Source organism: Desulfuromonas sp. (assembly GCF_002868845.1).
GTDB lineage: Bacteria > Desulfobacterota > Desulfuromonadia > Desulfuromonadales > BM501 > BM501.
On the sequence record NZ_PKUB01000051.1, the window covers coordinates 1 to 24159 of the forward strand.

At 50.2% G+C, this 24159-nt stretch carries 21 protein-coding genes; all 21 read left to right on the plus strand.

Annotated features, from left to right (window positions below):
* Positions 1 to 1684 (plus strand): Calx-beta domain-containing protein (locus tag C0617_RS15520; protein WP_291317949.1); only part of this gene is annotated, 1684 nt, incomplete at its 5' end.
* A 478-nt stretch (positions 1685 to 2162) separates the two neighbouring features.
* On the plus strand, positions 2163 to 3308 hold the full coding sequence (locus tag C0617_RS15525) for a hypothetical protein (protein WP_291317950.1): 1146 nt from the start codon (positions 2163 to 2165) through the stop codon (positions 3306 to 3308).
* A gap of 757 nt (positions 3309 to 4065) precedes the next feature.
* Positions 4066 to 4887 carry a sulfotransferase domain-containing protein gene (locus C0617_RS15530; protein ID WP_291317951.1) on the plus strand — a complete coding sequence of 274 codons (822 nt, stop codon included), beginning with the start codon at positions 4066 to 4068 and terminating at the stop codon, positions 4885 to 4887.
* Between the two features lie 251 nt (positions 4888 to 5138).
* Positions 5139 to 5534, plus strand: a 396-nt coding sequence (locus C0617_RS15535) for a nucleotidyltransferase family protein (RefSeq protein ID WP_291317952.1), incomplete at its 3' end; no start/stop codon positions are given.
* A gap of 10 nt (positions 5535 to 5544) precedes the next feature.
* The gene (locus tag C0617_RS17225; RefSeq protein ID WP_365889439.1) at positions 5545 to 6279 is read left to right on the plus strand and encodes a nucleotidyltransferase family protein; all 735 of its coding nucleotides are present in this window, start codon (positions 5545 to 5547) and stop codon (positions 6277 to 6279) included.
* A gap of 176 nt (positions 6280 to 6455) precedes the next feature.
* Entirely contained in the window at positions 6456 to 8021 is a 1566-nt protein-coding gene (locus tag C0617_RS15540) for an oligosaccharide flippase family protein (protein ID WP_291317953.1), read from the plus strand.
* Between the two features lie 26 nt (positions 8022 to 8047).
* A complete protein-coding gene (locus C0617_RS15545) occupies positions 8048 to 9169 on the plus strand; it encodes a polysaccharide pyruvyl transferase family protein (protein WP_291317954.1) in 1122 nt (373 codons plus the stop codon).
* 37 nt (positions 9170 to 9206) lie between these two features.
* Complete coding sequence (locus C0617_RS15550; RefSeq protein ID WP_291317955.1) at positions 9207 to 9704, plus strand: glycosyltransferase family 2 protein; 498 nt, start codon at positions 9207 to 9209, stop codon at positions 9702 to 9704.
* A gap of 561 nt (positions 9705 to 10265) precedes the next feature.
* Entirely contained in the window at positions 10266 to 11384 is a 1119-nt protein-coding gene (locus tag C0617_RS15555; RefSeq protein ID WP_291317956.1) for a glycosyltransferase, read from the plus strand.
* A complete protein-coding gene (locus C0617_RS15560) occupies positions 11377 to 12555 on the plus strand; it encodes an O-antigen ligase family protein (protein WP_291317957.1) in 1179 nt (392 codons plus the stop codon). Before C0617_RS15555 ends, C0617_RS15560 begins: the two co-directional genes overlap by 8 nt.
* Positions 12556 to 12559: 4 nt before the next feature.
* Complete coding sequence (locus tag C0617_RS15565; RefSeq protein ID WP_291317958.1) at positions 12560 to 13696, plus strand: glycosyltransferase; 1137 nt, start codon at positions 12560 to 12562, stop codon at positions 13694 to 13696.
* Between the two features lie 69 nt (positions 13697 to 13765).
* On the plus strand, positions 13766 to 14393 hold a 628-nt coding region (locus tag C0617_RS17230), incomplete at its 3' end, for a glycosyltransferase (protein WP_365889435.1).
* A gap of 10 nt (positions 14394 to 14403) precedes the next feature.
* Complete coding sequence (locus tag C0617_RS17235) at positions 14404 to 14889, plus strand: glycosyltransferase (RefSeq protein WP_365889440.1); 486 nt, start codon at positions 14404 to 14406, stop codon at positions 14887 to 14889.
* A gap of 384 nt (positions 14890 to 15273) precedes the next feature.
* Positions 15274 to 16668 carry a hypothetical protein gene (locus tag C0617_RS15570; RefSeq protein WP_291317959.1) on the plus strand — a complete coding sequence of 465 codons (1395 nt, stop codon included), beginning with the start codon at positions 15274 to 15276 and terminating at the stop codon, positions 16666 to 16668.
* Positions 16669 to 16686: 18 nt separating this feature from the next.
* Positions 16687 to 17787, plus strand: a complete 1101-nt coding sequence (locus C0617_RS15575) for an ATP-grasp domain-containing protein (protein ID WP_291317960.1) — start codon at positions 16687 to 16689, stop codon at positions 17785 to 17787.
* 79 nt (positions 17788 to 17866) lie between these two features.
* Positions 17867 to 18631 (plus strand): electron transfer flavoprotein subunit beta/FixA family protein, encoded by a 765-nt coding sequence (locus C0617_RS15580; RefSeq protein WP_291317961.1) that lies wholly within the window; start codon positions 17867 to 17869, stop codon positions 18629 to 18631.
* 15 nt (positions 18632 to 18646) lie between these two features.
* Positions 18647 to 19627 carry an electron transfer flavoprotein subunit alpha/FixB family protein gene (locus C0617_RS15585; RefSeq protein ID WP_291317962.1) on the plus strand — a complete coding sequence of 327 codons (981 nt, stop codon included), beginning with the start codon at positions 18647 to 18649 and terminating at the stop codon, positions 19625 to 19627.
* An 8-nt stretch (positions 19628 to 19635) separates the two neighbouring features.
* Positions 19636 to 21642, plus strand: a complete 2007-nt coding sequence (locus C0617_RS15590) for a (Fe-S)-binding protein (protein WP_291317963.1) — start codon at positions 19636 to 19638, stop codon at positions 21640 to 21642.
* Positions 21643 to 21662: 20 nt separating this feature from the next.
* A complete protein-coding gene (locus C0617_RS15595) occupies positions 21663 to 21911 on the plus strand; it encodes a phosphopantetheine-binding protein (RefSeq protein WP_291317964.1) in 249 nt (82 codons plus the stop codon).
* A 26-nt stretch (positions 21912 to 21937) separates the two neighbouring features.
* Positions 21938 to 22951: an agmatinase family protein gene (locus C0617_RS15600; protein WP_291317965.1), complete on the plus strand. Its 1014-nt coding sequence runs from the start codon at positions 21938 to 21940 to the stop codon at positions 22949 to 22951.
* Positions 22952 to 22997: 46 nt separating this feature from the next.
* Complete coding sequence (locus tag C0617_RS15605) at positions 22998 to 24143, plus strand: acyl-CoA dehydrogenase family protein (RefSeq protein ID WP_291317966.1); 1146 nt, start codon at positions 22998 to 23000, stop codon at positions 24141 to 24143.
* The last annotated feature ends 16 nt before the right edge of the window (positions 24144 to 24159 follow it).

The following is a 24159-nucleotide window of genomic DNA, read 5'->3' on the forward strand; positions in this document are numbered from 1 at the left end:
CCCGAGCGGCGGAGCCGCCCTGGGGACCACCTCCACCATCGCGGTGACCATCGCCGACAACGACGTGGCCGTGCCGGTTCCCGGATCCTTCGAGTTCGCTGTCTCCTCCGCCTCGGTTGGCGAGAGCGAGGGGCAGGTGGACATCACCATCAAGCGGGTCGGCGGAAGCGACGGCGCAGTTGCCGTGGATTGGCGGACCAGCGGCGTGACGGCCACCTTCGCCGAGGATTACGGCAACTTCAGCTGGACGCCCGTGACCTTCGCCGACGGCGAGACGAGCAAGACGCAGAGCATCACCATCGTTGACGACTCCCTGGCCGAGGACAACGAGATCTTCAACGTGATCCTGGGCAACCAGGCCGGCGGAACCGCCCTGGGGACCACCTCCACCGTTGCAGTGACCATTATAGACAACGACGAGGCTCCCACTGAAACTACTCCTCCCCCGACGACGCCTCCTGCCTCCGGGGACCTTCGGGTCTTCCCGGGCGCCGAGGGCTTCGGCACCGACACCCCTGCAGGGCGCGGCGGGACCATCTATAAAGTGACGAATCTGAATGACAGCGGACCCGGTTCTTTAAGGGCGGCATGTGAAGCGTCCGGGCCGAGAACCGTAGTCTTTGAAATAAGCGGGACGATTACGCTGAATTCCGATATCAGGATTTCCAACCCGTATCTAACGGTGGCCGGGCAAACCGCTCCTTCTCCGGGAATCACCCTTAGGAGGGCCGGCCTTTTCATTACCGGGCACGATGTTCTGGTCCAGCATCTCCGCATCCGGGTGGGAGACGAGTCCGGCGGGCCTGCTCCGAGCAACCGCGACGGTCTGCAGATCCTGTGGGACAATGCCTACAACGTCGTGGTTGACCATCTTTCGGTAAGTTGGGCCATCGATGAGAACGGAAGCACCTGGTTGTCGCACGATGTCACGATCAGCAATACCATCTTCAGTGAAGCCTTGAGCAACTCATCGCACACCAAGGGCGAGCATTCCAAGGGATTCCTGATCGGGGATGGTTCAGAGAGAATTGCTCTTATCGGGAACCTTTTGGCCCATAACAATGATCGACAGCCCCTGATCAAGGCCGGCTCTTCTGTCCTCCAACTGAACAACCTCGGGTACGACGGTGGTGGTGGAGACTGGGTCGGCGTTGGGGTAGACGGTGAAAACACCGGGAAGCCAGCCTTTTTGTCCGCCGTAGGGAATGTGTTCCTTATCGGCCCCGATTCAAGGGCCTACCCCGGTGGCTATCGATACGCTTATTCGTCAGCGACCTCCACGCCGGCGGGAACAGAGGTTTGCCTTGAGGACAACAGTTTCCCCGGTGGGACGTTGTGGAAGGGTGATGCAAGCCTGAGGGTGGCTACCCGCCCGGCCGACACCTGGACTTCCCCCTTAACCGTAAGGCCGAGTAGTCAAGTCGAAGCATACGTTACCCAAAATGCAGGAGCGAGACCTGCTGACCTGGATGCGGTGGATGAAAGGATTATGCATGAAGTCCTGACCCGCACAGGCAATATCATTGACACCCCCGGGCAGGTGGGTGGTTGGCCGAACCTGGCCGTCGTAACGCGTACATTCCCGACCCCGGCTAACCCCAACGGCGACGATGATGGCGATGGTTACACCAACCTCGAAGAGGTCCTCCATCAGATGGCAGCCGAGGTGGAGGGCAGGCTCTAGCCCTAAAGTCGGCTTTGAAATAAAGCCAAGCTGATGTCGTAATAATTTAAGGCCGGGTTCCGTTTTGGAATCCGGCCTTTTTTTTCGTTTCGAGAATGTCGGGTGGCGCCAACTGAAACGATGTCGTAACAAACTTATATGACGACCCGGTTATATATCCAGACTTTGTTTGTTTAGCAATTTCCACGGGGAAAGAAAGAGAAAGGTTCACCTTTAGTTGGTTTGACAATGGGTCTAAAGCTGGTAAATGTTTTCTTTGTCAACCCGTTACTTTGCCGGAGTTGCTTGTAAGGTCAAATCTTCATTTGGGGGGGGAAGAACAGTGCCCGTTGCAAGGTTTTTGGTTTTCTCCTGGATTGGGCTTTTGATAATGGGTTGCGCCTCCTCCGGGGGACCCACCATAGCTGTGGCGGTTTTCCCGGGTGCCGAGGGGTTCGGTACGGAAACCTCAGCAGGTCGGGGTGGTCGGGTCATTAAAGTGACCAACCTGAATGACAGTGGAGAGGGCTCCCTGAGGGCCGCATGTCAGAAGCATGGGGCGAGGATAGTTGTTTTTGAAACGAGTGGTACGATTGCGTTGAAATCCGATATAACCATTTCCAGTCCCTATTTAACGATTTCAGGGCAAACGGCCCCTTCTCCAGGGATAACCCTCAAAGGCGCAGGCCTCCTGATCACAAGTCACGATATTCTTGTTCAGCATATTCGTATTCGGGTGGGAGACGATGATGTCGGTCCCTGGCCGGGAAATCGTGACGGATTGCAAATCCTTCACAGGCAAGCTTATCGGGTTGTCGCTGACCATCTTTCGGTAAGCTGGGCCGTCGATGAAAATGGAAGTACGTGGGGGGCCCACGACATTACAGTCAGTAATTCTATCTTCAGTGAGGCCTTAAGGAACGCCATTCATCCGGAAGGATTCCATTCAATGGGGTTCTTGGTTGGAGACAGAACACGTAAATTGTCTATCATTGGTAACCTTCTGGCACATAATGACGAAAGGCAGCCTTTGATTAAGGCCGGCAGCTCAGTCCTTTGTTTAAATAACTTAGTTTACAACCCTGGTGGTGGTGGATATGTCGGAGTCGGTATTGACGGTGAAAAAATTAAGGAACCTGCTTACCTGAGTGCAGTTGGAAATGTATTTTATGCAGGACCTAACACTCGGAAGTACTCCGACGGTTCTCGCGTAGCTTATGTTGCAAGTGAAAAATCAGCTGCAGGGACGAAAGTTTACCTTGAGGATATTTACCACCCCAATGGAGATGTCTGGAGGGGGCCAGATGGTATGCGAGTGAGTATTCAGCCAATTGATACATGGCCTTCTCCGTTGACGGTCAAAAAAAGTGAAGAGGTTTTACCCTGGGTTCTGCTCAATGCCGGGGCGAGGCCCGCTGATCGGGACCCGGTAGATGAGCGGATCATTCGTGAGGTGAGGGAGCGAAAAGGAATGATCGTCGATTCTCCAGAACAGGTCGGCGGGTGGCCGAGTCTTCCCAAGAACTACAGACCTTTTAAGATTCCTGACAGCCCGAACGGGGACGACGATGGTGATGGTTACAGCAATATCGAAGAGGTCCTTCACCAAATGGCCGCCGAGGTCGAGGGGAGGAGTCTCCCCTGAGGCGGAAACCTACATGTCGTGGTTTGAGGGTGGTTTCCTGTTTCCGGCGGAGAATCGGCGCAGGAATGGGGAGGCTGGGCCTGAGGAAAATTTGTGCCAAGAGTCCTTCGGACATGAGGTCGGTTCTGAGGTCCAGGGATGATCGAAATGGTTATTACGCCGATTTCGGGGTTTGAATCGGCAGGTTCAGCTTGAGAGGGTTCTTCCCCGCCAAGAAGGTTCGTCAGTTTATCCGCATATGTCCCCGCCCGGTTGAGTTCTGGTTTTCCCCAAGCGACGGTCCTGTTAACTGTTGAATAGTCTGGCGCACTCAGGCCAGAAGGCTCTTAAGAGACTCCCTGGGTTGTTGTGCCCCTGTGCCGAGCAGGCTCGAAGGTCTTCGGGGTTGGCCATCGGCTTCACCAGCAGTGGTGGCATTGCCCCGATTGCGCCATTCGACAAAGACACCTGCAGGCTTGATCGACTTCTTTTCAAGGGTTTTGGCCCTAAGAGGCGCCGCAGAGGAGGCGACTCCAGCGGTCCTTCTCCTTGCGGCTCTGTGCTTCCGATATATGGAACCGATCGAGCCAAATTACAACCTTTGCTTGGTAAAAGTCTCTTCCTTTTTTCCTTCTGAGGGCAGGGTTGACAGTCGATTGATGGTTGTTAAAGTTTTCAGTGACATCGGCACCGCCTGGGCAGTTTTCTGGCTGTTCAATCCCCCCTTTAGGGAGAAGTTTCATGGGTGCATTTCCAACTAAAATATAAGAGGTCCGCTATGTCTAAAGTCAAAATAAAAAAGGGCTTGCACCTCGCATATAAAGAGCTGAGAGCCCTGATGCGGAAGGCAGGTCCTACTCAAGTTGTATTCATTGCCGGCGCACAGCGCTCGGGCACTACGATCGCCTTAGATGTGTTTGGCAAGTCACCCGATATAAAAACATATGGGGAGGGCGACCCACGCTTTTTCAAGGGGTATCGGCTGCCTTCCATTGAGCAGGTCGAGCAAAAGAGGAATTCCTCAAAATTTCCAGTGATCGTAGCCAAGCCTCTTGTCGATTCGCAGCACATGGGGAAGTGGCTCGCGGAAATGGACGGTTTGAAGGTGATCTGGATGTTTCGTGATTTTCATCAGGTTGTAAAGTCAGCTAACAGAAAATGGCCCGGACACCAGTTGAGGGTGATGCATAGCTTGGCCAAACGCGATTGGAAAACCCTTGCGTGGCGAGGTGAAAATATTAGTGAAGCTGTCTTGAGTACCTTTGACAGTCTTTACCACCCTTCGATAAATGAGCAAGAAGGGGGGGCTCTCATGTGGTGGTTGCGAAATAAGCTAATGTTCGACCAAGGATTGGCTCAAAACAAGAATTTTATGTTGCTTGATTATGAAGATATGGTGAAAGATTCGCGTCTTAACTTTGAAGGAGTTTTTCGTTGGTTCTCTCTCCAATTTGATTCGAGTTTCACAAAAGAAATACACGTAGATTCTTTGAAGCCTTATCAGTTGCCGGATTTGGGTGATGAAATAAGGCACGCTTGTGATGAACTGCTTGAAAACTTAAAGAATGCTTATCAGAGGAAAAAAGCTCATATTTTTTAGGAAGAAACCAGTCGGTGTTAAATCCTTCTTCCTGGAGAGATGACTTTACGGCACATTTGGACCGGTGGGATCCAAAAGGCCGTAAGGCTTTCAATAAAACGAAAAAGCTTGTTTGAATATGGCCCTGGCAATGCGGGTGTCAAATGAAGAGAGGGTTTGAAAAACGTGTTTTCAGGCAGCCCTATGTGCGGTTATTTTGGTTCCGCGACAAGATGGTTCTGTTGGGTGTGCTTTAGGTGATGTCTTCATCGATGGGGAAGTCGTATACTCTTTTGGCGCACTTTCTTTCTCCCTACAGGCCCGGGGAGTTGGTGGAGACTTTGCGTGAGTATGATCGTAAAGGACGACTTGACTGGAAGTTGGTTCTTTACCAGGCGAATCTGAGTTTTTGCACTCCCCTTTGGTATTCACGACTTCGACAGAAGGGTTTGCTGGATGAGCTTCCGGAGGATTTGCAGGAATACCTCCAAGTTCTACACCAGGCCAACGTTGAACGTAACGAAGCTTTTCAAGCCTCCCTTGTGGAGATTCTTTCATCGCTTCAAGATATGAGAATCCACTCCGTTTTGCTGAAGGGCGCTGCGACCTTCTGCGACGGCCTTTATGGCAGCTCTGGAGCCCGGCTGATGGGGGATGTCGATATATTANCAAGAGGTATTGATCCGATCGGGCTATGTGCCCGTCCCAACAACAAGGGCCGATACCTATTCCCCCGAATACCTTCCTCAGCATTTACCGCGGATGCTCAAACCGCATTCGCCAGTTGCGGTAGAAATCCATGTCAGGGTGGAACGTGGGCAGGCAGGCAGAATCCTTCCGGCAGGTTTGGCTTGGGCGAACAGCCAGAAGGTGGTCTTGGGAGGCTATCATACAGCAGTGCTTAGCCCGACTTATCGCTTGTTGCATAATACGGTTCATGGGTTGCTTTCGCAGCGCGAATTCATACAGTCAAACATCTCTCTTCTTCAGTTGGCTGAGTTTGCTGAACTTGTTTCGACCTACGAGAATGAGATCGATTGGGGTGAGTGGCATAGGAGGGGGGCAGAGCATGGGGCGGCAAGGGAATTCGGAGCATATCTGACTCTCGCTTGCAATTTGATGGGAGTGCCCTGGCCAGATGGTGTCCGAAAACACAGATTGGCTCGGATCGATGCAGCCAGAATTGAAATGGCGGGGAACCGGGTCGGTAAATTGAGAGACAGGACCGTTTCGATGAAGGGGCGGTTGGGGGAGGCTCTTGCGGGTTGGTTCGTCAATTTCTTCTATAACCTTTGCAGGCCTTTATGGGTTTGGCGAAATGTCTGTCATGTTGAAGGGAATATCCCTCTTAGCATTGGCATGATGCTAAAAAAACTTTGGTCAAATCTTGGGCTCAGGGTGGGCGGTCGGTAAGGATGGAACCACTTCTAGGAAACGGCAAAGACATATTGAGGATGGATACGGTGAGAAAAGTCGCTTTTTCAGGTCTTTTTTATTCTTCTACCCATTGCACCCTGCGAAGGATGCCTTGAGACATCCTTGGTAATGTTTAGTTTTTCTCTGTTGTTGGTAGTGAAAAGGAACGATTTATGGGTTTGGCAGTCCCGGTGGGTAAGGCGCAAGTTCCAAGAAATTTATCGATGAACATAGTGTCTTTTCTCGTAAACCTTCTCGTAGCTCTTTGGTTAGTACCATATCTTATTAAACATCTTGGAACTTCAGCATATGGTCTAATACCATTAGCGATGATATTCAGTGAGTATATTAGTATTATTACGCAATCTTTCAACTCATCAGTCAATAGGTTTTTGACATTCGAAATTCAGAAAGGCGATATAGATGAAGCAGTCATAGTTTTTAATAGCTCTGTATTTGTCGTTTTTTTGTTCGCAGGAATTCAGATAATTGTTCTAACCCTTATTTTGTCGAATATTGAAAATGTTATAACTGTACCTGCTGGACTTAAAAATGATGCACTTTGGCTGTTTGCTTTGACTTTTGGGGGTTTCGGTCTTTCGATATTGAGTACGGTTTTTTCAGTTTCTATGTATTCGCAAAATAGATTAGATTTGATGAGGGTGAATGATTTATCTCGTACACTGCTTCGTTTTGTCGTGATAATTGCATTGTTCAGTTACTCAGGTCCTGCTTTAGTTCATGTAGGTGTTGGTAACTTTTTTGGAGGGTTGATAGTTCTTGTTCTAAGTGTTTTCAGATGGCGAAATCTGACACCTGATCTAAAGCTGAACTTAAGGAAAGCAGAATTCAAAAAACTTCGATCAATGGCCACAATGTCAGGGTGGGTTTTGATCAATCAAGTAGGGTTTTTGTTGTTTCTTCGTATTGATACTTACTTGGTGAATAAGTTCATAGGGCCAGAGGCCTGTGGTGAGTACGCAGCCGTTTTGCAGTGGAATCAAGTGGTACGAACCGCAGCGGGAGTGCTGGCTGGCGCAATAACTCCGTTGGTAATTATTTACCACGCACGGGGAGAGAGTAAAAAGTTGATTCGAATGATGGAACTGGCCGTAAAGGTGATGGGCTTGGTCCTGGCCGTTCCATTGGCGCTGCTGTGTGGCTTCTCTAGTGAGGTGTTGGCTTTTTGGCTTGGCGAACCATTCAGGAGGCTTGGAACATTAATGACTCTCCAGTTGTGTACTTTGGTCATAAACTTGGGAGTATTGCCTCTGCTGGCAGTAAGTACCGCTTTAAACAAAGTCAAGTTGCCAGCAATTCTTTCCTGTTGTTTGGGGCTATCAAATTTACTGTTAGCACTTTATGTTGTAAACGAGACAACGTGGGGTTATTACGGAGTAGCAGCAGTCGGAGTACTTGTTTTAACATTGAAAAACGGTCTCTTTACCCCAGTTTACGCGGCTTACATATTGAAGATACCACTTGGTAGTTTTTTCAAACCAATAGCTAATGGGGTTCTTGCTTTTTCGATTGTATTTTTATTCACCAAGATTTTTCGAGATCATTATACTTTGAACAGTTTCGTTGATTTAGGTTTTATTGTGCTCAGTATTTGTACAGTTTTGACACTTCCTTTGATTTGGGGAGGCCTTTCTAGCGGGGATAGGAAAATTTTAGCAGAAATGGCACCACAAAATTCCAGGGTGCTGTCGAAGAAAATACTTCTTGTTAGAGATTGAACAAGCCATCGATTTGGAGTCAGGCAATGGCCAAACCTGATAATATTTTGTTAGCTGGATATTATGGTATGAAAAATGTTGGAGATGATTGTTTTGGAGTCGTTTCCACGTGGGGTGCCAGGAAATACTGGGAAGCAGAAAACGTATCATTGCTCTCAAGCGAACATTTGGTTTCCTCCGTAAAAACTGTTTCATGCCTTTCGAAAGAAAAAAAATATAAGGGGCAGGCACGCCTTCAAAGTTATCTGAATATTTTAAAATCAAATCTGGTCGTTTGGTCTGGTGGGTCGATATTTCATAGCAAAGAGAATTTTGGTTCCCCTAGGACGATTTCACTCCTTGCTTCTCGAGCCAAAATAACTCCATCTGGAGCTATTGGCGTCTCTCTCGGACCCTATAAAAGCGTCAAAGATGAAAAATATGTTCATTCTTCTCTTTCTTCTCTTAGATTCCTGGCGTTGAGAGACAATTCATCTTATGAAGAGGCGCTTTCTTTGAATCTTCCTTACAGGCCTATTGAGGCGGCAGATCTAGCTATGTTGCTACCAATGGTATCGAAACATAGAAACCCGAAAAAAAGAAAAGAAAAAATTTTGGGAGTTACAGTCTGTCATTATGAGAGATATGCAGGGAAAGATGTGACTAAAGAGAAAAAGAGAGAGACGGTATTGCTAGAGTCATTAAAGCGACTTATTTGTCAAGGGTTTGAGGTTAAGATTAGGTTTTTTGTTTTTAACGGGCACCCTCACTATGGGGATAATCAGATTACACATGCTTTTGTCGAAAAATTAAAAACATATGGAGCTGAGGCCGAAGTTGTTCAATACGACCCTGACCCCTTACGGGTTTGGGAGAAAGTCGCGGAGTGTTCTGCTTTTGTGTCAGTCCGGTTGCATGGTTCAATATACGCTGCGGCCGCTGGAGTACCATGTATTTCAGTTGAATATCACAAAAAATGCGGTGATTTCCGTAGAGACATTGGCGTCCCGGGAAGATTTAGCGTTGGTGATCTTGATTGTGAACCTTTAGATTTGACGAGTAGATTGATTGATCTGTTTGATGTGGAACTTCCCGCTTTTTATCCGAAAAGAGATAAATTGATTGGTATGGCAGAGAACAATTTTAAAGTGGCACTTAGTTCTCTGTGAGATATTTTTTAATCATACTTACCTTCTGGGGTTGTGTATGTTGAATAGATCGTTAAAGGTTTCTGTTGTCGTTCCGTCGTATAATTCTGGGAAATACATTAAAAAATGCCTTGTATCTGTTCTGAAGCAAACGATACAGGATTTTGAAATTGTCGTAGTAGATGATTGTTCAAAAGATGACACGGTCTCTGTTGTGCAGGGTCTTAAGGATAGCAGGATAAAAATTTTTAAAAACGAAGAAAATCGAGGCCCTAGCTACTCCAGGAACAAGGCAATAGAAAATAGTTGCGGAGAATGGATTGCGTTTTTAGATTCAGATGATTGGTTTTCTCCTCAACGGCTCGAAAAATTGTTGAGTCTTGGTGAAGAGACCGGCGCAGAGATTGTCGCTGACGATATATTTTTAATTGAAGACAATGAGGAAAAGCCATGGGGTACAAACTTAAGCCAGCAAAATTTTAAAAAAATAGAATCAATTGATGTTGTTAAGTACGTAGGTATGGATTGCGGCGTACAACCTATGATAAAGGCATAATTTCTTCGAGAAAATAAAATACGATTCGATGAGAGTTACAAAAACGGTGAAGATTTTCTCCTTTTGGTCAACTGCCTTTTGCTCAAGGCGAGGTTTTTCATAACAACTGACCCCTATTATTATTATAGAAAAAGAAGGGGGTCTCTTACGACCGAAAAAATAAATGGTGCTAATCAAAAGTATGAAATTTTGAAGAACCTACTTGATGATGGGAATGTACTCCACAACACAGCACTGGAAAACACTATTAAGTATAAAATGCACAAGGTAGAACAGTCTATAAAATACCATCAAGTTGTGGAACCGCTAAAAAAAGGGGATTATGTCAAGTCATTCAAGAATCTAGTCAAAAATCCAAAAGTTTTGATTTTTGTTTTGGTTTGTTTGCCTAAGATAATCCGGTTAAAGATAAGGAAAAACTTGCTTTTGGAAAGTTCATAAGAATTTCTTATTCCTAATCCGGTCTGTAATGCTTTTGGCCATTGCCAGGTTTTTGATAATCAAATTGTATTTTTTGATTTTTGACTTTTAATTTTTTCTTTTTAGGTTTTTTAGGGAATCATGAACAAACTAAAAGAAAGTAAAATAGCTTTTTTTCTTCCGAACTTAAGTGGCGGTGGAGCGGAAAAAGTCATGGTCAATTTAGCCAATGGCTTTGTCGAAAAGGGCATCCTGGTTGATTTCGTTTTGAGTAGTGCAGAAGGTCCAAACTTGAAAAAACTGCATTCAAATATAAACGTTGTTGATCTGAATAGAAAGAGAGTTATTTTTTGTTTGCCTGGGTTGTTATCATACTTGCTTAAAAATAAACCGAGAGTTCTGCTCTCCGCTTTAGATCACGCCAACATTGTAGTCCTTTTAGCTAAAATCCTTGCCAGAAGTAAGACGGATATTTATGTCAGTGTCCACACAACAGTTTCTGGTGTCAAAAAAAGCGTTAAACGCCTTAAGGGTAGGGTGATACTTTTTCTGGTTCGGAAGTTATACCCGATGTCTTCTGGGATAGTCGCTGTTTCTGATGGTGTTGCAGACGATTTTTGTAAAACAACTTTAATAACTAAGGACTTGGTAAGTACTATTTATAACCCTGTGGTAACCTCGGATGTTTTCGAGAAAGCAAATCAAGTATTAGATCATCCATGGTTTAAGGTTGGGTCACCCCCGGTGATTGTTTCAGTTGGCCGTCTTACCGACGCAAAAGATTTTAGTAACCTTATTAGGGCTTTTTGGCATGTCAGGCAAAATCATGAGGCGCGTCTTCTTATCTTGGGGGAAGGGGAGCTGCGGCAAGAACTTACTGGTCTAGTGAAAGAACTCGACTTGGAACAAGATATCGATATGCCTGGTTTTGTGGAAAATCCATACCAGTATATTAAGAACGCTTCTGTTTTTGTTCTTTCATCCAAACGTGAAGGCCTACCTACGGTCTTAATAGAGGCTATGGCCTTGCAAGTTCCTCTTGTGTCAACACGATGTAAAAGTGGACCTGTCGAAATTTTAGATAATGGAAAATGGGGTCGACTTGTAAAAGTAGAAGATACCCAGGCACTTGTTGATGGGATTGAAGAGTCACTTGCTGGTAATAAAATAGAAGTAAGTAGTTCAGCTTGGAAACCGTTTTTGTTAGAAAACGTTGTTGATTCCTACCTGCGTTTACTTTTAGGAGGTCAACATGAATAAAGTCGTTTTATGTTCTCTATTTGTCTTGGTTTTTTTTATCCCAATTGAAAATTTAATCGTTTTTTCCACTTTTGGTACATTGACACGAGTCATTGGAGCCTTTGCGTTTTTAGTTGGTGTTATTTCTGTTTTAATTGATAAGAGAGGCCGTCCTTTTGGCCCTTTTTTATTTTTCTTTATTTTCTACATACTCTGGAGTATGGCGACCATTCTTTGGAGTGTTGACTCCAACATGAGTCAAATTGCTACAAAATCTTTGATACAACTTTTTCTCTTCGTGTGGTTACTTTGGGAGTTTGCTCAAACTGAAAATCAAGTTTTACTTTTGTTTAAAGGCTATGTGTGCGGATGCTTTGTGTCTGCAATTTACACCCTGACGGCTTATCAGAGGCATGAACAAACCGCTTATTCACGCTATTCAATGGAGGGATTCGATCCGAATGACATTGGTTTAATAATTACATTAGGAATACCCCTGGCATGGTACGTTTTTAAAAAAGTCGAAGGAAGGATTCAGAAGGCTTTCTTTTTCATGTACGTTCCTATAGCTGTTTTCGCAGTTTTCCTTACAGCCTCTAGAACTGCTTTTTTGGCTCTTTTGGTGGCTCTGTTTTACATAATTATTTCACAAGAAAATGTTAAGTTGAAAAGCAAAGTAGCCTTTTTAATGCTTTCCTGTTTTTTCGCTTTAGTGATTTATCAGATGGTTCCAAGTACAAACTGGTCTCGAATTTTGTCCATTGGTCATGAAGTGGCTTCTGGGAATTTGAATTCTAGGATGAATATATGGACTGATGGCTTAAGAGTGTTTGGTGGGAGTCCGGTCTTTGCTGCCCTAGGGGTGGGCGTTGGAGCTTTTCGATTCAGTGTTGAACCTTTATTTGGTTATCCGGCCGCTTCACACAACCTTTTTCTTTCCATTCTAGTCGGGCAAGGGATGGTTGGATTTTTGATTTTTATGGCCATGGTTCTTTCTCTTGTTAAGAAGGTGGTCGGAATGGAACTCCTGGGGAAACGGCTGTGGATAATAATGCTTGTGGCGCTTTTCGTTGGTGGAATGGGGCTTAGTTGGGATGGTCGGAAACCGACATGGTTGATTTTCGGATTGATTGCAGCTCACGGTACCGTCAACTCGAAAGAGTTTAAGGTTGTGACAAGGGTAACTGGTTAAACTTATGAAACGTAAAATAACCTTTGTGATTACAGGGTTAGGTACCGGCGGAGCAGAGATGATGCTTTTTAAGCTTCTGTCTCGGATGGATAAAAATGACTTTGTGCCTGAAGTTATTTCAATGACAGATTATGTTCCTTTGAAAGTTATTTTTGACGAAATAGGAGTCCCTGTAAAAACTTTAGGGATGCGCAGAGGGGTTCCTGAGTTGAAAGGAATCTATCGACTTGTCAAGGCTTTTCGCTGGAGTGATCCGGATCTTGTTCAAACCTGGATGTACCATGCGGATTTGATAGGTGGTATTGCGGCAAAACTTTCGGGGAACTTATCTGTTGTCTGGAATATTCGAAACAGTAATCTTGATCCCAGTTCTAGTAAGAAAACCACCATTATGACGGCAAAAACCTGTGCAATAATGTCCAAGTATTTGCCTCGAAAAATTATTTGCTGTGCTGAAGAAGCAAGGAGGGTACACGAAAAAATTGGGTATGATTCGAAAAAAATTACAACAATTCCAAATGGTTTTGATTTGGATTCTTTTAAACCTGATCCGGTCGGGCGAAATGAAGTTCGCGAAGAGTTAGGTATATCTAAGGACTCTTTCATTGTCGGATTAGTTGCACGCTACGATCCACAAAAAGATCATAAAAACTTTGTACATGCTGCACAAATGTTCAAAAGCTTAATCACCAAAGTGGACTTTGTGTTGTGTGGTGATGGTATCAATTACGACAATGAAGAATTAACTTCAATGCTTGATTCTTCAGGGGTTAGGGATCGTTTTCATTTGCTCGGGCGTAGATCGGATATACCAAGGATCGTCTCTTCTTTTGATCTTAAATGCTCCTCTTCCTCTTACGGTGAGGCATTCTCAAACTCAATTGGCGAGGCAATGGCCTGTGGTGTGCCTTGCGTTGTTACTGACGTAGGTGACTCGGCATATATTGTGGGAGACACTGGCAAAGTTGTAAAACCTCGTGACTCTGAATCTTTATGTATGGCTTGGTATGGTTTTTGGAAAATGCATAAAGATGAGCGAATGAATCTCGGTAACCAAGCACGTCAAAGAATTTTGGAAATGTTTTCTCTGGACACTGTTGTTGAAAAGTATGAAAACATTTATAGGGATATTTTGAACTGAAAATATAATTTCTTTTTCGGGAAGCCTGATTTTACTTACTGAAAAAACTTTTACATCGGATTTTCAAACATGAAACGTGTTCTTTTTATAACTACAGTTTCAGGAACGATCAGAAGATTCCTGCTTCCTTTTGCAAATCATTTTCGGGCAAAAGGGTGGCAGGTGGATGCTATGTCTCACGGAATATCTGATTGCCCAGAATGTACTGAGGCCTTTAATCAGGTTTGGGATGTGAGCTGGACGCGAAACCCTTTTGACTTGCAAACTTTGTTTAAGGCTCCCCAAACAATACGCGAAACAGTTTCAAGAGAAAAATATGATCTGATACATGTGCACACGCCCATAGCTTCCTTTATAACTCGGTACTCCTTACGCAGGGTCAGTGAAAAAATCAAACCAAAAGTAGTTTATACCGCACATGGGTTCCATTTTTACTCAGGAGGGAACCCTCTCAAGAATTTTTTATTTTCTTCCCTAGAGGGAGCGGCTGGCAAGTGGACTGACTACTTGGTGGTCATCAATCAGGAAGACAAGGCAGCTGCTCAAAAACACCGGATTGTTCCAAACTCACGGATTAGGTTCATGCCTGGAATTGGTGTTGATAATCATTTTTATAACAATGCCCGAGTTGATCCGAAAAATGGTGAAGAGATCCGTCGGCAGTTGGGAATGAGATCCGCTGATTCACTTTTTCTTANCTTTTTCTTATGGTCGCAGAATTTAACCCCGGGAAACGTCATCGGGATGCCTTGCATGCTTTTGCCCGTCTGGGTCGGCAGGATGCACATCTCGCTTTTGCAGGGAACGGTCCTCTAAAAAGTCGTATGGAAGATCTTGCAGGGCGCTTGAATATCAAGGGGCGTACCCATTTTCTCGGTTTCCGGGAAGACATTCCTGCCCTGATGCAAGCCTCTTGCGCCGTTCTTTTGCCCTCGCAGAGGGAAGGTCTACCCCGGAGCGTCATGGAGGCTTTATGCCTGGAGAGGCCATGCATCGGTTCGGATAGTCGCGGTACGCGTGACCTCCTTACCGATGATTGCGGGATTTTGACTTCGGTTGGGGATGTTCCAGCGATGGCCCGGGCAATGGGATGGATGTTGGATCACCGTGATGAAGCAATGGCTATGGGACGGAACGGACGGCTTCGGATGGAAAATTTTGATATTGAGATTATCCTTCGAATGCATGAGTAACTTTATGGAGAGGCCCTTGGGATTTAGGGTCCTGAGCGTCCTTCGTTGTCAAACGTTTGGTTGGCTCGATTATCGGATGTTTCTGGGCTGTGAAATGAAAGGAGAAAAACATTAAAATCCTCCGTTGCCTTTAGTTCTCTGCATCGAGGGGACCCGGCGATGGAACGCACCTCGGTAAACCCGCAAAGCCCTCTTTCCGATTCGGCAAACAAGTCAGACTTTAGTCTTCCTTTTCTTCCTACCTTTTTTCTAAAAAAATCATTCCTTCCTTCCATTGAAAATCCCCTAAAAGCGTATATAAATTAAGCTCATAGTATAAGAAGTTTCTGTTATTTAGGCCTTTTTTCGCCATTCTAGAGGCAAGCCGATGGCAGGGGGAACCCTATGGGGAATTATTCCTTAAAACAAAAGATGCTGAATGCCTTTCCTGGGACAATTGTCTCCAGAGGGGGGGATGGTGGCGAAGTCGGGAACGAACCGATCGGAAGACCCTTGTCGGACGGGTTGACGACCAAGAGTGGGAAACGGATGACGGAAATGGATGCTCACAGGAAGTTCTCTGACATCGAACGAAGTTTCGGTTCTCCTTTCTACCTCTTCGACCAGGATGCTTTCGCTCGGAATTTCAGAGAACTGAGGGCTGCGTTCACTCGGCACTACCCCGATATCGTTATTGGTTATTCATACAAAACGAATTACATCCCCTACGTCTGCAGAATGGCGAGTGACCTTGGGGCACATGCGGAAGTGGTGTCACGATTGGAGCTCGATCTGGCCCTGCGGATTGGATGCAATCCCGAAGAAATCATATTCAACGGGCCCATCAAGGGAAAGGATGACCTCGAACTTGCTATCCGCGGGGGAATGCTGCTCAACATCGACACATTCCGTGAACTGGAAGAAGTGACGGAGTTTGCCCGTTTGAACCCGACCACGGTGGTAAACATCGGGTTGCGAGTCAACATCCCCTTGGTCGACGATGAGGGGAAATCGCAGCTGCAGGAGCATTTGCCAACCGGGCGCTTCGGCTTTTCGCCAGAGGCCCTTGGGGAGGCGGCGCACCAGATACGGTCACAATCGAACATCCGGGTCAACGCCCTGCATGGGCACACCTCTTCAAGTACCAGAAGTGTTTGGGTTTATCGGACCATCGTTCGCTGTCTGTCCGCCGCGGCGGAGAGGCATTTCTCTGACACCATCGAATATCTCAATCTCGGCGGCGGCTTTTTCGGGCACAGAGTTCCGGAGATGGGGTTGTGTGATACTCCTTCCTATGGCGACTACGCAGAGGCGGTGGGCGAAGAGCTCCGTCGTCACCCTTGGGTGAAGGCGCGGCGGCCCCGGCTGATCATTGAACCCGGTATGGCGGTGGTAGCCGATACCATGAGTTTCGTCACGAGGGTTTTCGAGGTCAAAAAGATCGGTGAGCGGCGGCTCGCAGTGGTCGATGGCAGTATTTTTAACGTCAAGCCGACCTTGCACCATCGCAATCATCCTTATGAAGTTATTAAGGGAAACGGCGCAAGCCGCCCGAGAAGTAATTATGACGTGGTGGGCGCCACTTGCATGGAAAAGGATTGTCTTCTGCAGAATATCGAATGCGAAGAAATCGAGCGGGGCGATTTTATCCAAATCTGCAATGTTGGAGCCTATACAATCGTGCTTACTCCCCCGTTCATTCATCCCTCACCACCGATCCTGATCCATGACGGAGAGGATCACAAGGTCATTCGTCGTCGCCAGGAATTTTCTGACGTATTTGGAACCTATACTTTCTGAGTCGGTACGGAGGTCATCATGCCCAATATCCTGCTCACTTGTGCCGGCCGCAGAAATTATCTTGTCCACTACTTCCGTCAGGCCCTTGGCGGCCAGGGGGAAGTTGTTGCGGTCGATTCCAATCCCACAGCCCCGGCTCTTCAGATGGCGGATCGCGCTTTCGTCGTCCCAACGATAAATCACCCCGATTATTTTGACCAGCTCTTGGAGATTTGTCGCCAACACCGAGTGGGTCTGCTTCTTTCGCTCAACGACCTTGAGCTTCCCCTCCTCGCGAGCCAGCGCGACCGATTCATGGCCGTGGGAACCCTGCCAGTTGTTTCCTCTCCGGAGGTGATAGACCTTTGTTTCGACACATTGGCCGCTACGGAATTCTTGGAGCAGGCCGGTTTGAAGGTGCCACGGACCTTCGTCACCCTCGAAGACGTGCGGGGTGCACTGGGGCGGGACGAACTCGGTCTCCCGCTGGTAATCAAGCCTCGCTGGGGGAGCGCATCGATCGGTATCGAGTACCCGGAGAGCCTCGAAGAACTGGAGATGGCCTGGAACCTGAGCAAGCTACGCCTTTTGCGTACTTGTCTGGCGGGCCCGAGCGCGGCCAACCTGGAGCAGTGCATGCTGGTGCAGGAGCGCCTTGCGGGAGTCGAGTACGGGCTCGACGTGGTGAATGACCTGGAGGGGCGCCATGTCGGCACTTTCGTCAAGCAAAAAAAAGCCATGCGGGCCGGAGAGACTGACCAGGCCGTTACTGTGGTTTCTCCGCTTCTCCAGGGAGTCGGGCGCAAAATAGGCGAGGCTCTGCAACATGTCGGAAATCTCGATTGTGACGTTTTCGTCGAGGGTGACCAATGCCGGGTTCTGGAGATGAACCCTCGCTTCGGAGGCGGCTATCCCTTCTCTCATGCCGCCGGGGCGAACCTTCCGGCGGCGCTTCTGGCCTGGGCCCAAGGAAAAACACCCGATCCCCAGTGGTTGACTCTCAGGCCGGTGGTGGCCTCGGCGAAGTGTGATCACCTCGTGGAGGTTCGTGACTATGCTCGCAGTGAAACTTCGGTTTTCGTTAAAAACATGTTGACGGGCCGGAAGAACCAGTTCGGCGCTGCCGTCGAGGCCGTGTGAGCAGCACCCTTCCGACATGGAAGTCGAAATCTCGATGGAGTGATATTTCAAAGGAAATTATGTCCCGAAAGGGAAAACAATGAAGATTGCCGTTTTGGTCAAAAGCGTACCCGATACCGCTGCAACACCGGAAATTGGTGATGATGGGCGAACAGTGATTACCGATCATCTCGATTTCATCCTCAATCCATATGACGAATTTGCGGTGGAGGAGGCGGTGCGGTTGAAGGAATCCCTCGGTGCTGAAGTGACGGCGGTCAGCCTGGGAGGGGAAAACGCACTTAAGGCAGTACGTTCCGCTTTGGCCCTTGGAATTGAGGCCGGGGTGCTGGTGCGGCCGCCTTCCGGTGCAGAGTTGACGGGCCGAGGGGCAGCCCTGTGCCTGGCGGGCCTACTGAGAGAACTGGCTCCGGACCTGGTTCTGGCCGGCAAACATGCAGTGGATGACGATGGTGCCCAAGTGGCCGAGCGGGTAGCCGAGCAACTGGGCTTTGGGCATGCTTCGGCCGTATCCCGAATGGAATTGAATGGTAATCGGCTGGTTGCCGACCAGGAGATGGAGGGGGGACATTTGACCTTCGATATGGCACTGCCGGCAGTGGTGACAACGGAGAAAGGGATCAACACCCCGCGTTATCCAACCCTGCCACAAATTCTAAAGGCGAGGCGGAAGGAGGTCAGAGAGGTGCAAGTTCCCGAAGGAGGCGCCGACCTTGAGCCTGGCTGGGTTGTGGAAGGGGTCACGGCCCCCAATACGGAAAGGAGGCGACAAATCTTTACAGAGGAAGAGAGTGCCGCCGTTGAGTGTCTGGCCGACTTGCTGAGACAGGAATTCGCATCCTGAAACCGGGAGAATCCCATGAACGTTTTGGTGTTGCTGGAACCGAAAGGTGCATTGACTGCCGGCAGCCTGATGGCGGTTGCTTCCGCAGCACGTTTTGCCCGCAAGAGCGGTGCGGAACTACATGCCGTTTGGCCTTCTAGCGGTGTCCGGGACCAGGCCAGGCAACTGGCGGGGCTTGGCATTCATACCGTTCATGCCGTTCAGGATGATGTCTTACCCTCCTTCAGTCACGAGGCCTGGGTCCCATTCCTGGCCGATTTAGCCAAATCCTTGAGGTCCCGGCTCATCGTCGGCCCGGCTTCGGCGCTCGGCAAGGCATGGTCAGCCGCCCTGGCGGCTCGGCTTGACGCGGAATTGGCGCAGGGCTGTATCGCTCTGGAAACTGCCGTAGATGGAACTCCGTTGGCACGCAAGCCTCTGTATGCCGGAAAGATCCTCGCAGATCTGCGACTGGAGCGCTCCCCGACCCTGGTAACTTTGCGCCCGACAGCCGCTCGGGTGGAGAGGGCGGGGGAGGAGATTCCGGAGATCGCATTCCACGTCGTGCCTGTGCCGCAAGATTTATGCTCCACTCTCAGGGATGTGGTGCACGTGGCCGCAGCCACGGTTGAGTTGGGAGAGGCCCGAGTCGTGGTCGCGGGGGGACGGGGAATCGGCGGACCTGAGAACTGGGGTGCTCTGAGGGATCTCTGCGAGGTGCTCGGCGCCGGCCTCGGTGCCAGCCGGGCCGCTGTCGATGCCGGTTGGATACATCATGCTCATCAGATCGGACAAACCGGAAAGGTGGTCGGCCCCGACCTTTACATTGCCTGCGGGATCTCCGGTGCGATTCAGCATCTGGCGGGCATGCGTGGCGCCCGCCGGGTGGTGGCGATCAACAGGGATCCTGCGGCGGAAATATTCCAGCACTGCGATTACGGGATCGTCGGCGATCTGTTCAAAATTATTCCGACTCTGACCAAGGAATTAAAAGCCCGGCGACAGCAGGTCGCCTGAAGGTGTGAATGATGGAAGTCACCCGACCTCTTGGCACATACAGCCATACCTACTGGTTGATGTACCTGCTGACTGCGGCAGCTGCGGCTGTTTTGGCCTGGGGGGTCGGGGTCCGCATAAGCCGCTGGCGAACGGGGCGGGGAGCCGGCCGGGACCGGATGAGTCATCCCTGGCGACGGTCCCTCGACCTGGCAGCCGATGTCGCGACCCAGAGGCGGCTCCGAAGCCCCTCCCATCCCTGGCTTTTTCACGGCCTGATCGTCTGGGGGTTCGGCATTTTTCTCCTCGGCACCTTCTGTCTTATGCTTCAGGAGCATTTCGGTCTGCCGACTTTCAGCGGCGGATGGTACCTCATCCTCAACCTTGGACTCGACCTTTTCTCCGTACTGGTGCTCGTCGGTGTCATTCTGGCAGCGTGGCGCCGCTGGGTCCTGCGACCTGAGGAGCTGAGCCGTGCCCGCACCAGCGGCCTGGTCCTCGCCCTTGTCGCCGCTCTCCCGGTTTCGGGACTTCTTCTCGAGGGGGTGAGACTGGCCCGCGAGCCCGACCCCTGGGCACCATGGTCGCCGGTGGGCTATTCGGTTGCCGGCCTCCTGCCCGGAGTCGAGACTGAAACTTTCTCCGCTCTGCATCTGGGGCTGTGGTGGGGGCATCTACTGGTCGCCCTCGGGTTCCTGGCGGCAATTCCCTTCACACGGCTGTTTCACCTTGTTGCCGGTCCGGCCGCCCTGTTCTTCGCCGATCGGGATGCTGCCCGGGCCCTTGTTCCCCTCGATCTTTCCGATGAGGATGCGACCTCTTTTGGCGTTGGCCGGATCGAGGATTTCTACTGGAAGCGTCTCCTCGACGCCGATGCCTGTACGGGCTGCGGTCGTTGTCAAAGTCAATGTCCTGCTTGGCAATCGGGAAAATCTCTTTCTCCCAAGGAAATTAGTGAATCGATACAGTCACGCCTGATCCCGGGCGTTCGAGAAGCACGCCAGGGCCGAAGCCCTGGAGGCGGCGAGGATGCTCCGGCCCTTGCCGGAGAGGTTGTCCAGGAGAAAGCACTATGGGCGTGTACCACCTGTCGCTCCTGCGAGGCGCACTGCCCGGTGGGGGTGGAGCATGTCCCCCGGATTATCGACATGCGCCGTTTTCTGGTCCTTACCAAGGCGCGGTTCCCGTCAGAACTGCTGACGGCATTTCGCGGTCTTGAGCACAACGGCAATCCCTTTGGGCTGGAATCCCGCGAGCGCGTCGATCGGGCCGTGGAGGCCCAATTGCCAATTTGGGCCGATACGCCGGAGGCGGAAATCCTTCTCTGGCCCGGATGCAACGGGGTGTATGACCCCCGCTACAGGCAGGTGATAGAGGCGCTTGCAGAGCTCTTGAAACGGGCCGGGATTCGTTTCGCCGTCCCCGGGGAAGAGGCGGTCTGCTGCGGCGATGCGGCCCGACGTTTGGGAAACGAATACCTCTGTCAGGAACTGGTTGTGCGGAACCTTGAAGCATTCGAGCGAATGGGCATCCGGAGGATTGTTACTGCATGTCCCCATTGCTTCAATACGCTCCGCCATGAATATCCCGCATTCGGCGACGGGCTGGAAGTGGTGCATCACAGCGAATTGCTTAGTGAACTTCTCAGCAGTGGCCGCCTTCGGTTGCCCTCCGGGGGGAAAGAATCAGCCATCGGCTTTCATGACCCCTGTTACCTCGCCCGGTATAACGGCATCACGACGGAGCCCCGACAGTTGCTTCGCGCCGCCGGGATTCATATCGAAGAGTCGGATCGGAAGGGGAAGGATGCCTTTTGCTGTGGCGGCGGAGGCGGCCGCATCTGGCTGGAGGAACAGGAGGGCCGACCCATGGGGGATGAACGCGTGGGGCAGTTAATGGCCGCCGGCGCGTTGAAAATCGCCACCGCCTGCCCTTTCTGCTTGACCATGCTGACTCAAGGAAATGCCAAGTTGGCCGACGGAATGCCCATTCAGGTCCAGGATGTAGCAGAGATACTCGCGGAAAAGACCATCTGATTTTTAAAAGGAGATCGGCTATGAAAGGCACTGAGCGAGAGGTGATCCGGGATTTCATTATCACGAAAATCGCCAAAAATAGCGAACACCGGGAAATCGCTGATCATGACGACATTATCGAAAAGGGAATGATCGATTCCCTGGGAATCATGCACCTGATCGGCTATCTGGAGACAACTTTCGAAATGAAGATCGGGGATGACGAAATTCTTCCGGAGAACTTCACATCTGTCGAGGCGATCACCTCCTTCGTCACCCAAAGCCGATAAAGGCTCCCCTGTGGAGGGTTTAGCGTGTGGAAACCAGTGAAATAAAAATGGATTTCAGCAACATTCCGATGGTTCCTGGTCGCAAGCTCGCCTTGCCGAAAGTATACGGAGACACGCCCACGTTCCTTGGCGTGCCGAACCTGGATTCGGCATCTCCGGACCCGGGCCTCGATGCCGTTATCGTCGGTGTGCCCTGGGAGGGGACGGTGACCTGGGGATCTTACACCGGCTGCGAACTCGCACCGCGCTCCATCCGGCATGCCTCAGCGCGCTACGGCGGATTTTTGCCGGAGTATGATATCAATTTGTTTGATCATCTGCGCCTGGTGGATGCCGGCGATGTCGCCGTCAACCCGAATTGCTCCAAGGAAACAATGAAGCAGGTGTTCGAAATGATGGACCTGGTCTACCGGCAGGGAAGCATTCCGGTTGTTTTGGGGGGGGACCACTCCTTTACCCCGGAAGTGATCCGGGCGCTCAGTAACAACCGGTCCGGCTCGGTTGGCGTCATCCATCTTGATGCCCACTTCGATAACGCCAAGGGGTTCGGCACCGATGCGACGCCCAGATGCTCGCCATTGCACCATATCTACCAATTGCCGGAGGTCAGGACCCAGAGTGTCGTTCATCTTGGGATCCGAGGGCCGAGGAACTCACCGGCACAAATGGAATACGCCCGGGAAATGGGGGCCAGTGTCTTTACCATCAGGGACATCCGGTCACGGGGAATCGATGCGGTTGTCGAGGAGGCGATCCGTATCGCCCATGAGAGGACGGAACAAGTTTACGTCACCATTTGCAGCGATTGCATAGATGCGGCCTTCAACCCTGGAGGCCCTGCCGATTTTAATGGTCTTTTTGCCCATGAAATTTTTTCGGCCCTGTATCGGATCGGCGAGGCGGGTTTCGAAGGGCTCGATTTCGTCGAGGTCTATCCGAATCAAGACCCCCACGCCTTCTCGTCACATCTCGCAACATGGGCCATTGTTCACGCCCTGGCAGGTCTGTCAGCGCGTAAACGGGGGGCAGGGAACGTCTGAGGCTGAACGATGTCTATCCACGTTGTCCTGTCGAGGAGAGGAGCTCATGGATTTTTCCCTTTCGCAAGATCAAACTGAATTCAAGGAGGCGGTCGTCCGATTCGCCCAGAAAAAACTCGTTGACGATCTGTCGGCCCGGGAGAAGAGGGGAGAGTTTTTCCTGGATGGCTGGCGAGAGTGCGCCGATTTTGGCTTGCTCGGGTTGCCGGTGCCGGAGGAATACGGAGGACTGGGGATGGATGCTCTGACCTGCCTCCTTTCTCTGGAAGGGCTGAGTTATGGCTGCCGCGACAATGGCCTGGTCTTCGCGATCAACTCCCATCTCTGGACCTGCGTAAAGCCGATCCTGAGTTTCGGGTCAGTGGCGCAGAAGGAAAGATTCTTGCCGGCTCTTGTGCGGGGTGAAATGATCGGCGGACATGCGATGACTGAACCCGAGGCGGGATCTGATGCTTTCGGCATGCGCTGCCAGGCCCGGAAAGAGGGAGACCGCTATATCCTCAACGGCACCAAGATCTTCATCACTAATGCTCCCATCGCTGATCTTCTCCTGGTCTTCGCGGTTACTGACCCGGATCGCAGCTTCGGAGGCATTTCCGCCTTTATTGTCGAGAAGGGCTTTCCGGGCTTTTCCGTCGGCCGCCCTCTGGAGTTGATGGGACTGAAAACCTGCCCTATCGGCGAGGTGATTCTTCAGGACTGCGAGGTCCCGGAGGAAAACCGGTTGGGGAAGGAAGGGGCGGGTACAGCTATTTTCAACGCGGAGATGGAATGGGAGCGCGGCTGTCTGTTTGCCGCTCACCTGGGCGCCATGGAACGGGAGTTGGAGGCGTGCGTTAGCTATGCCGGGGAGCGGCATCAGTTTGGACGACCGATCGGGTCGAACCAGGCTGTTTCGCACCGGATCGCCGACATGGCGGTCAGGATCGAATTGTCTCGCATGATTCTCTACAAGGTGGCCTGGATGAAGGACCAGGGGATGCGGGCGCCCAAGGACTCGGCTATCGCCAAGTTGTTCGTCAGCGAGAGCTACGTCCACAACAGCCTCGACGCCCTCCAACTCCATGGGGCATACGGCTACTCGACTGAATACGAACCGGAGAGGCACGTACGTGACTCCCTGGCCGGGCGGATTTATTCCGGGACTTCGGAGATTCAGAGAAATATCATCGCCAGTTTTTATAACCTCTGAGACGGAAGGCGGGGAC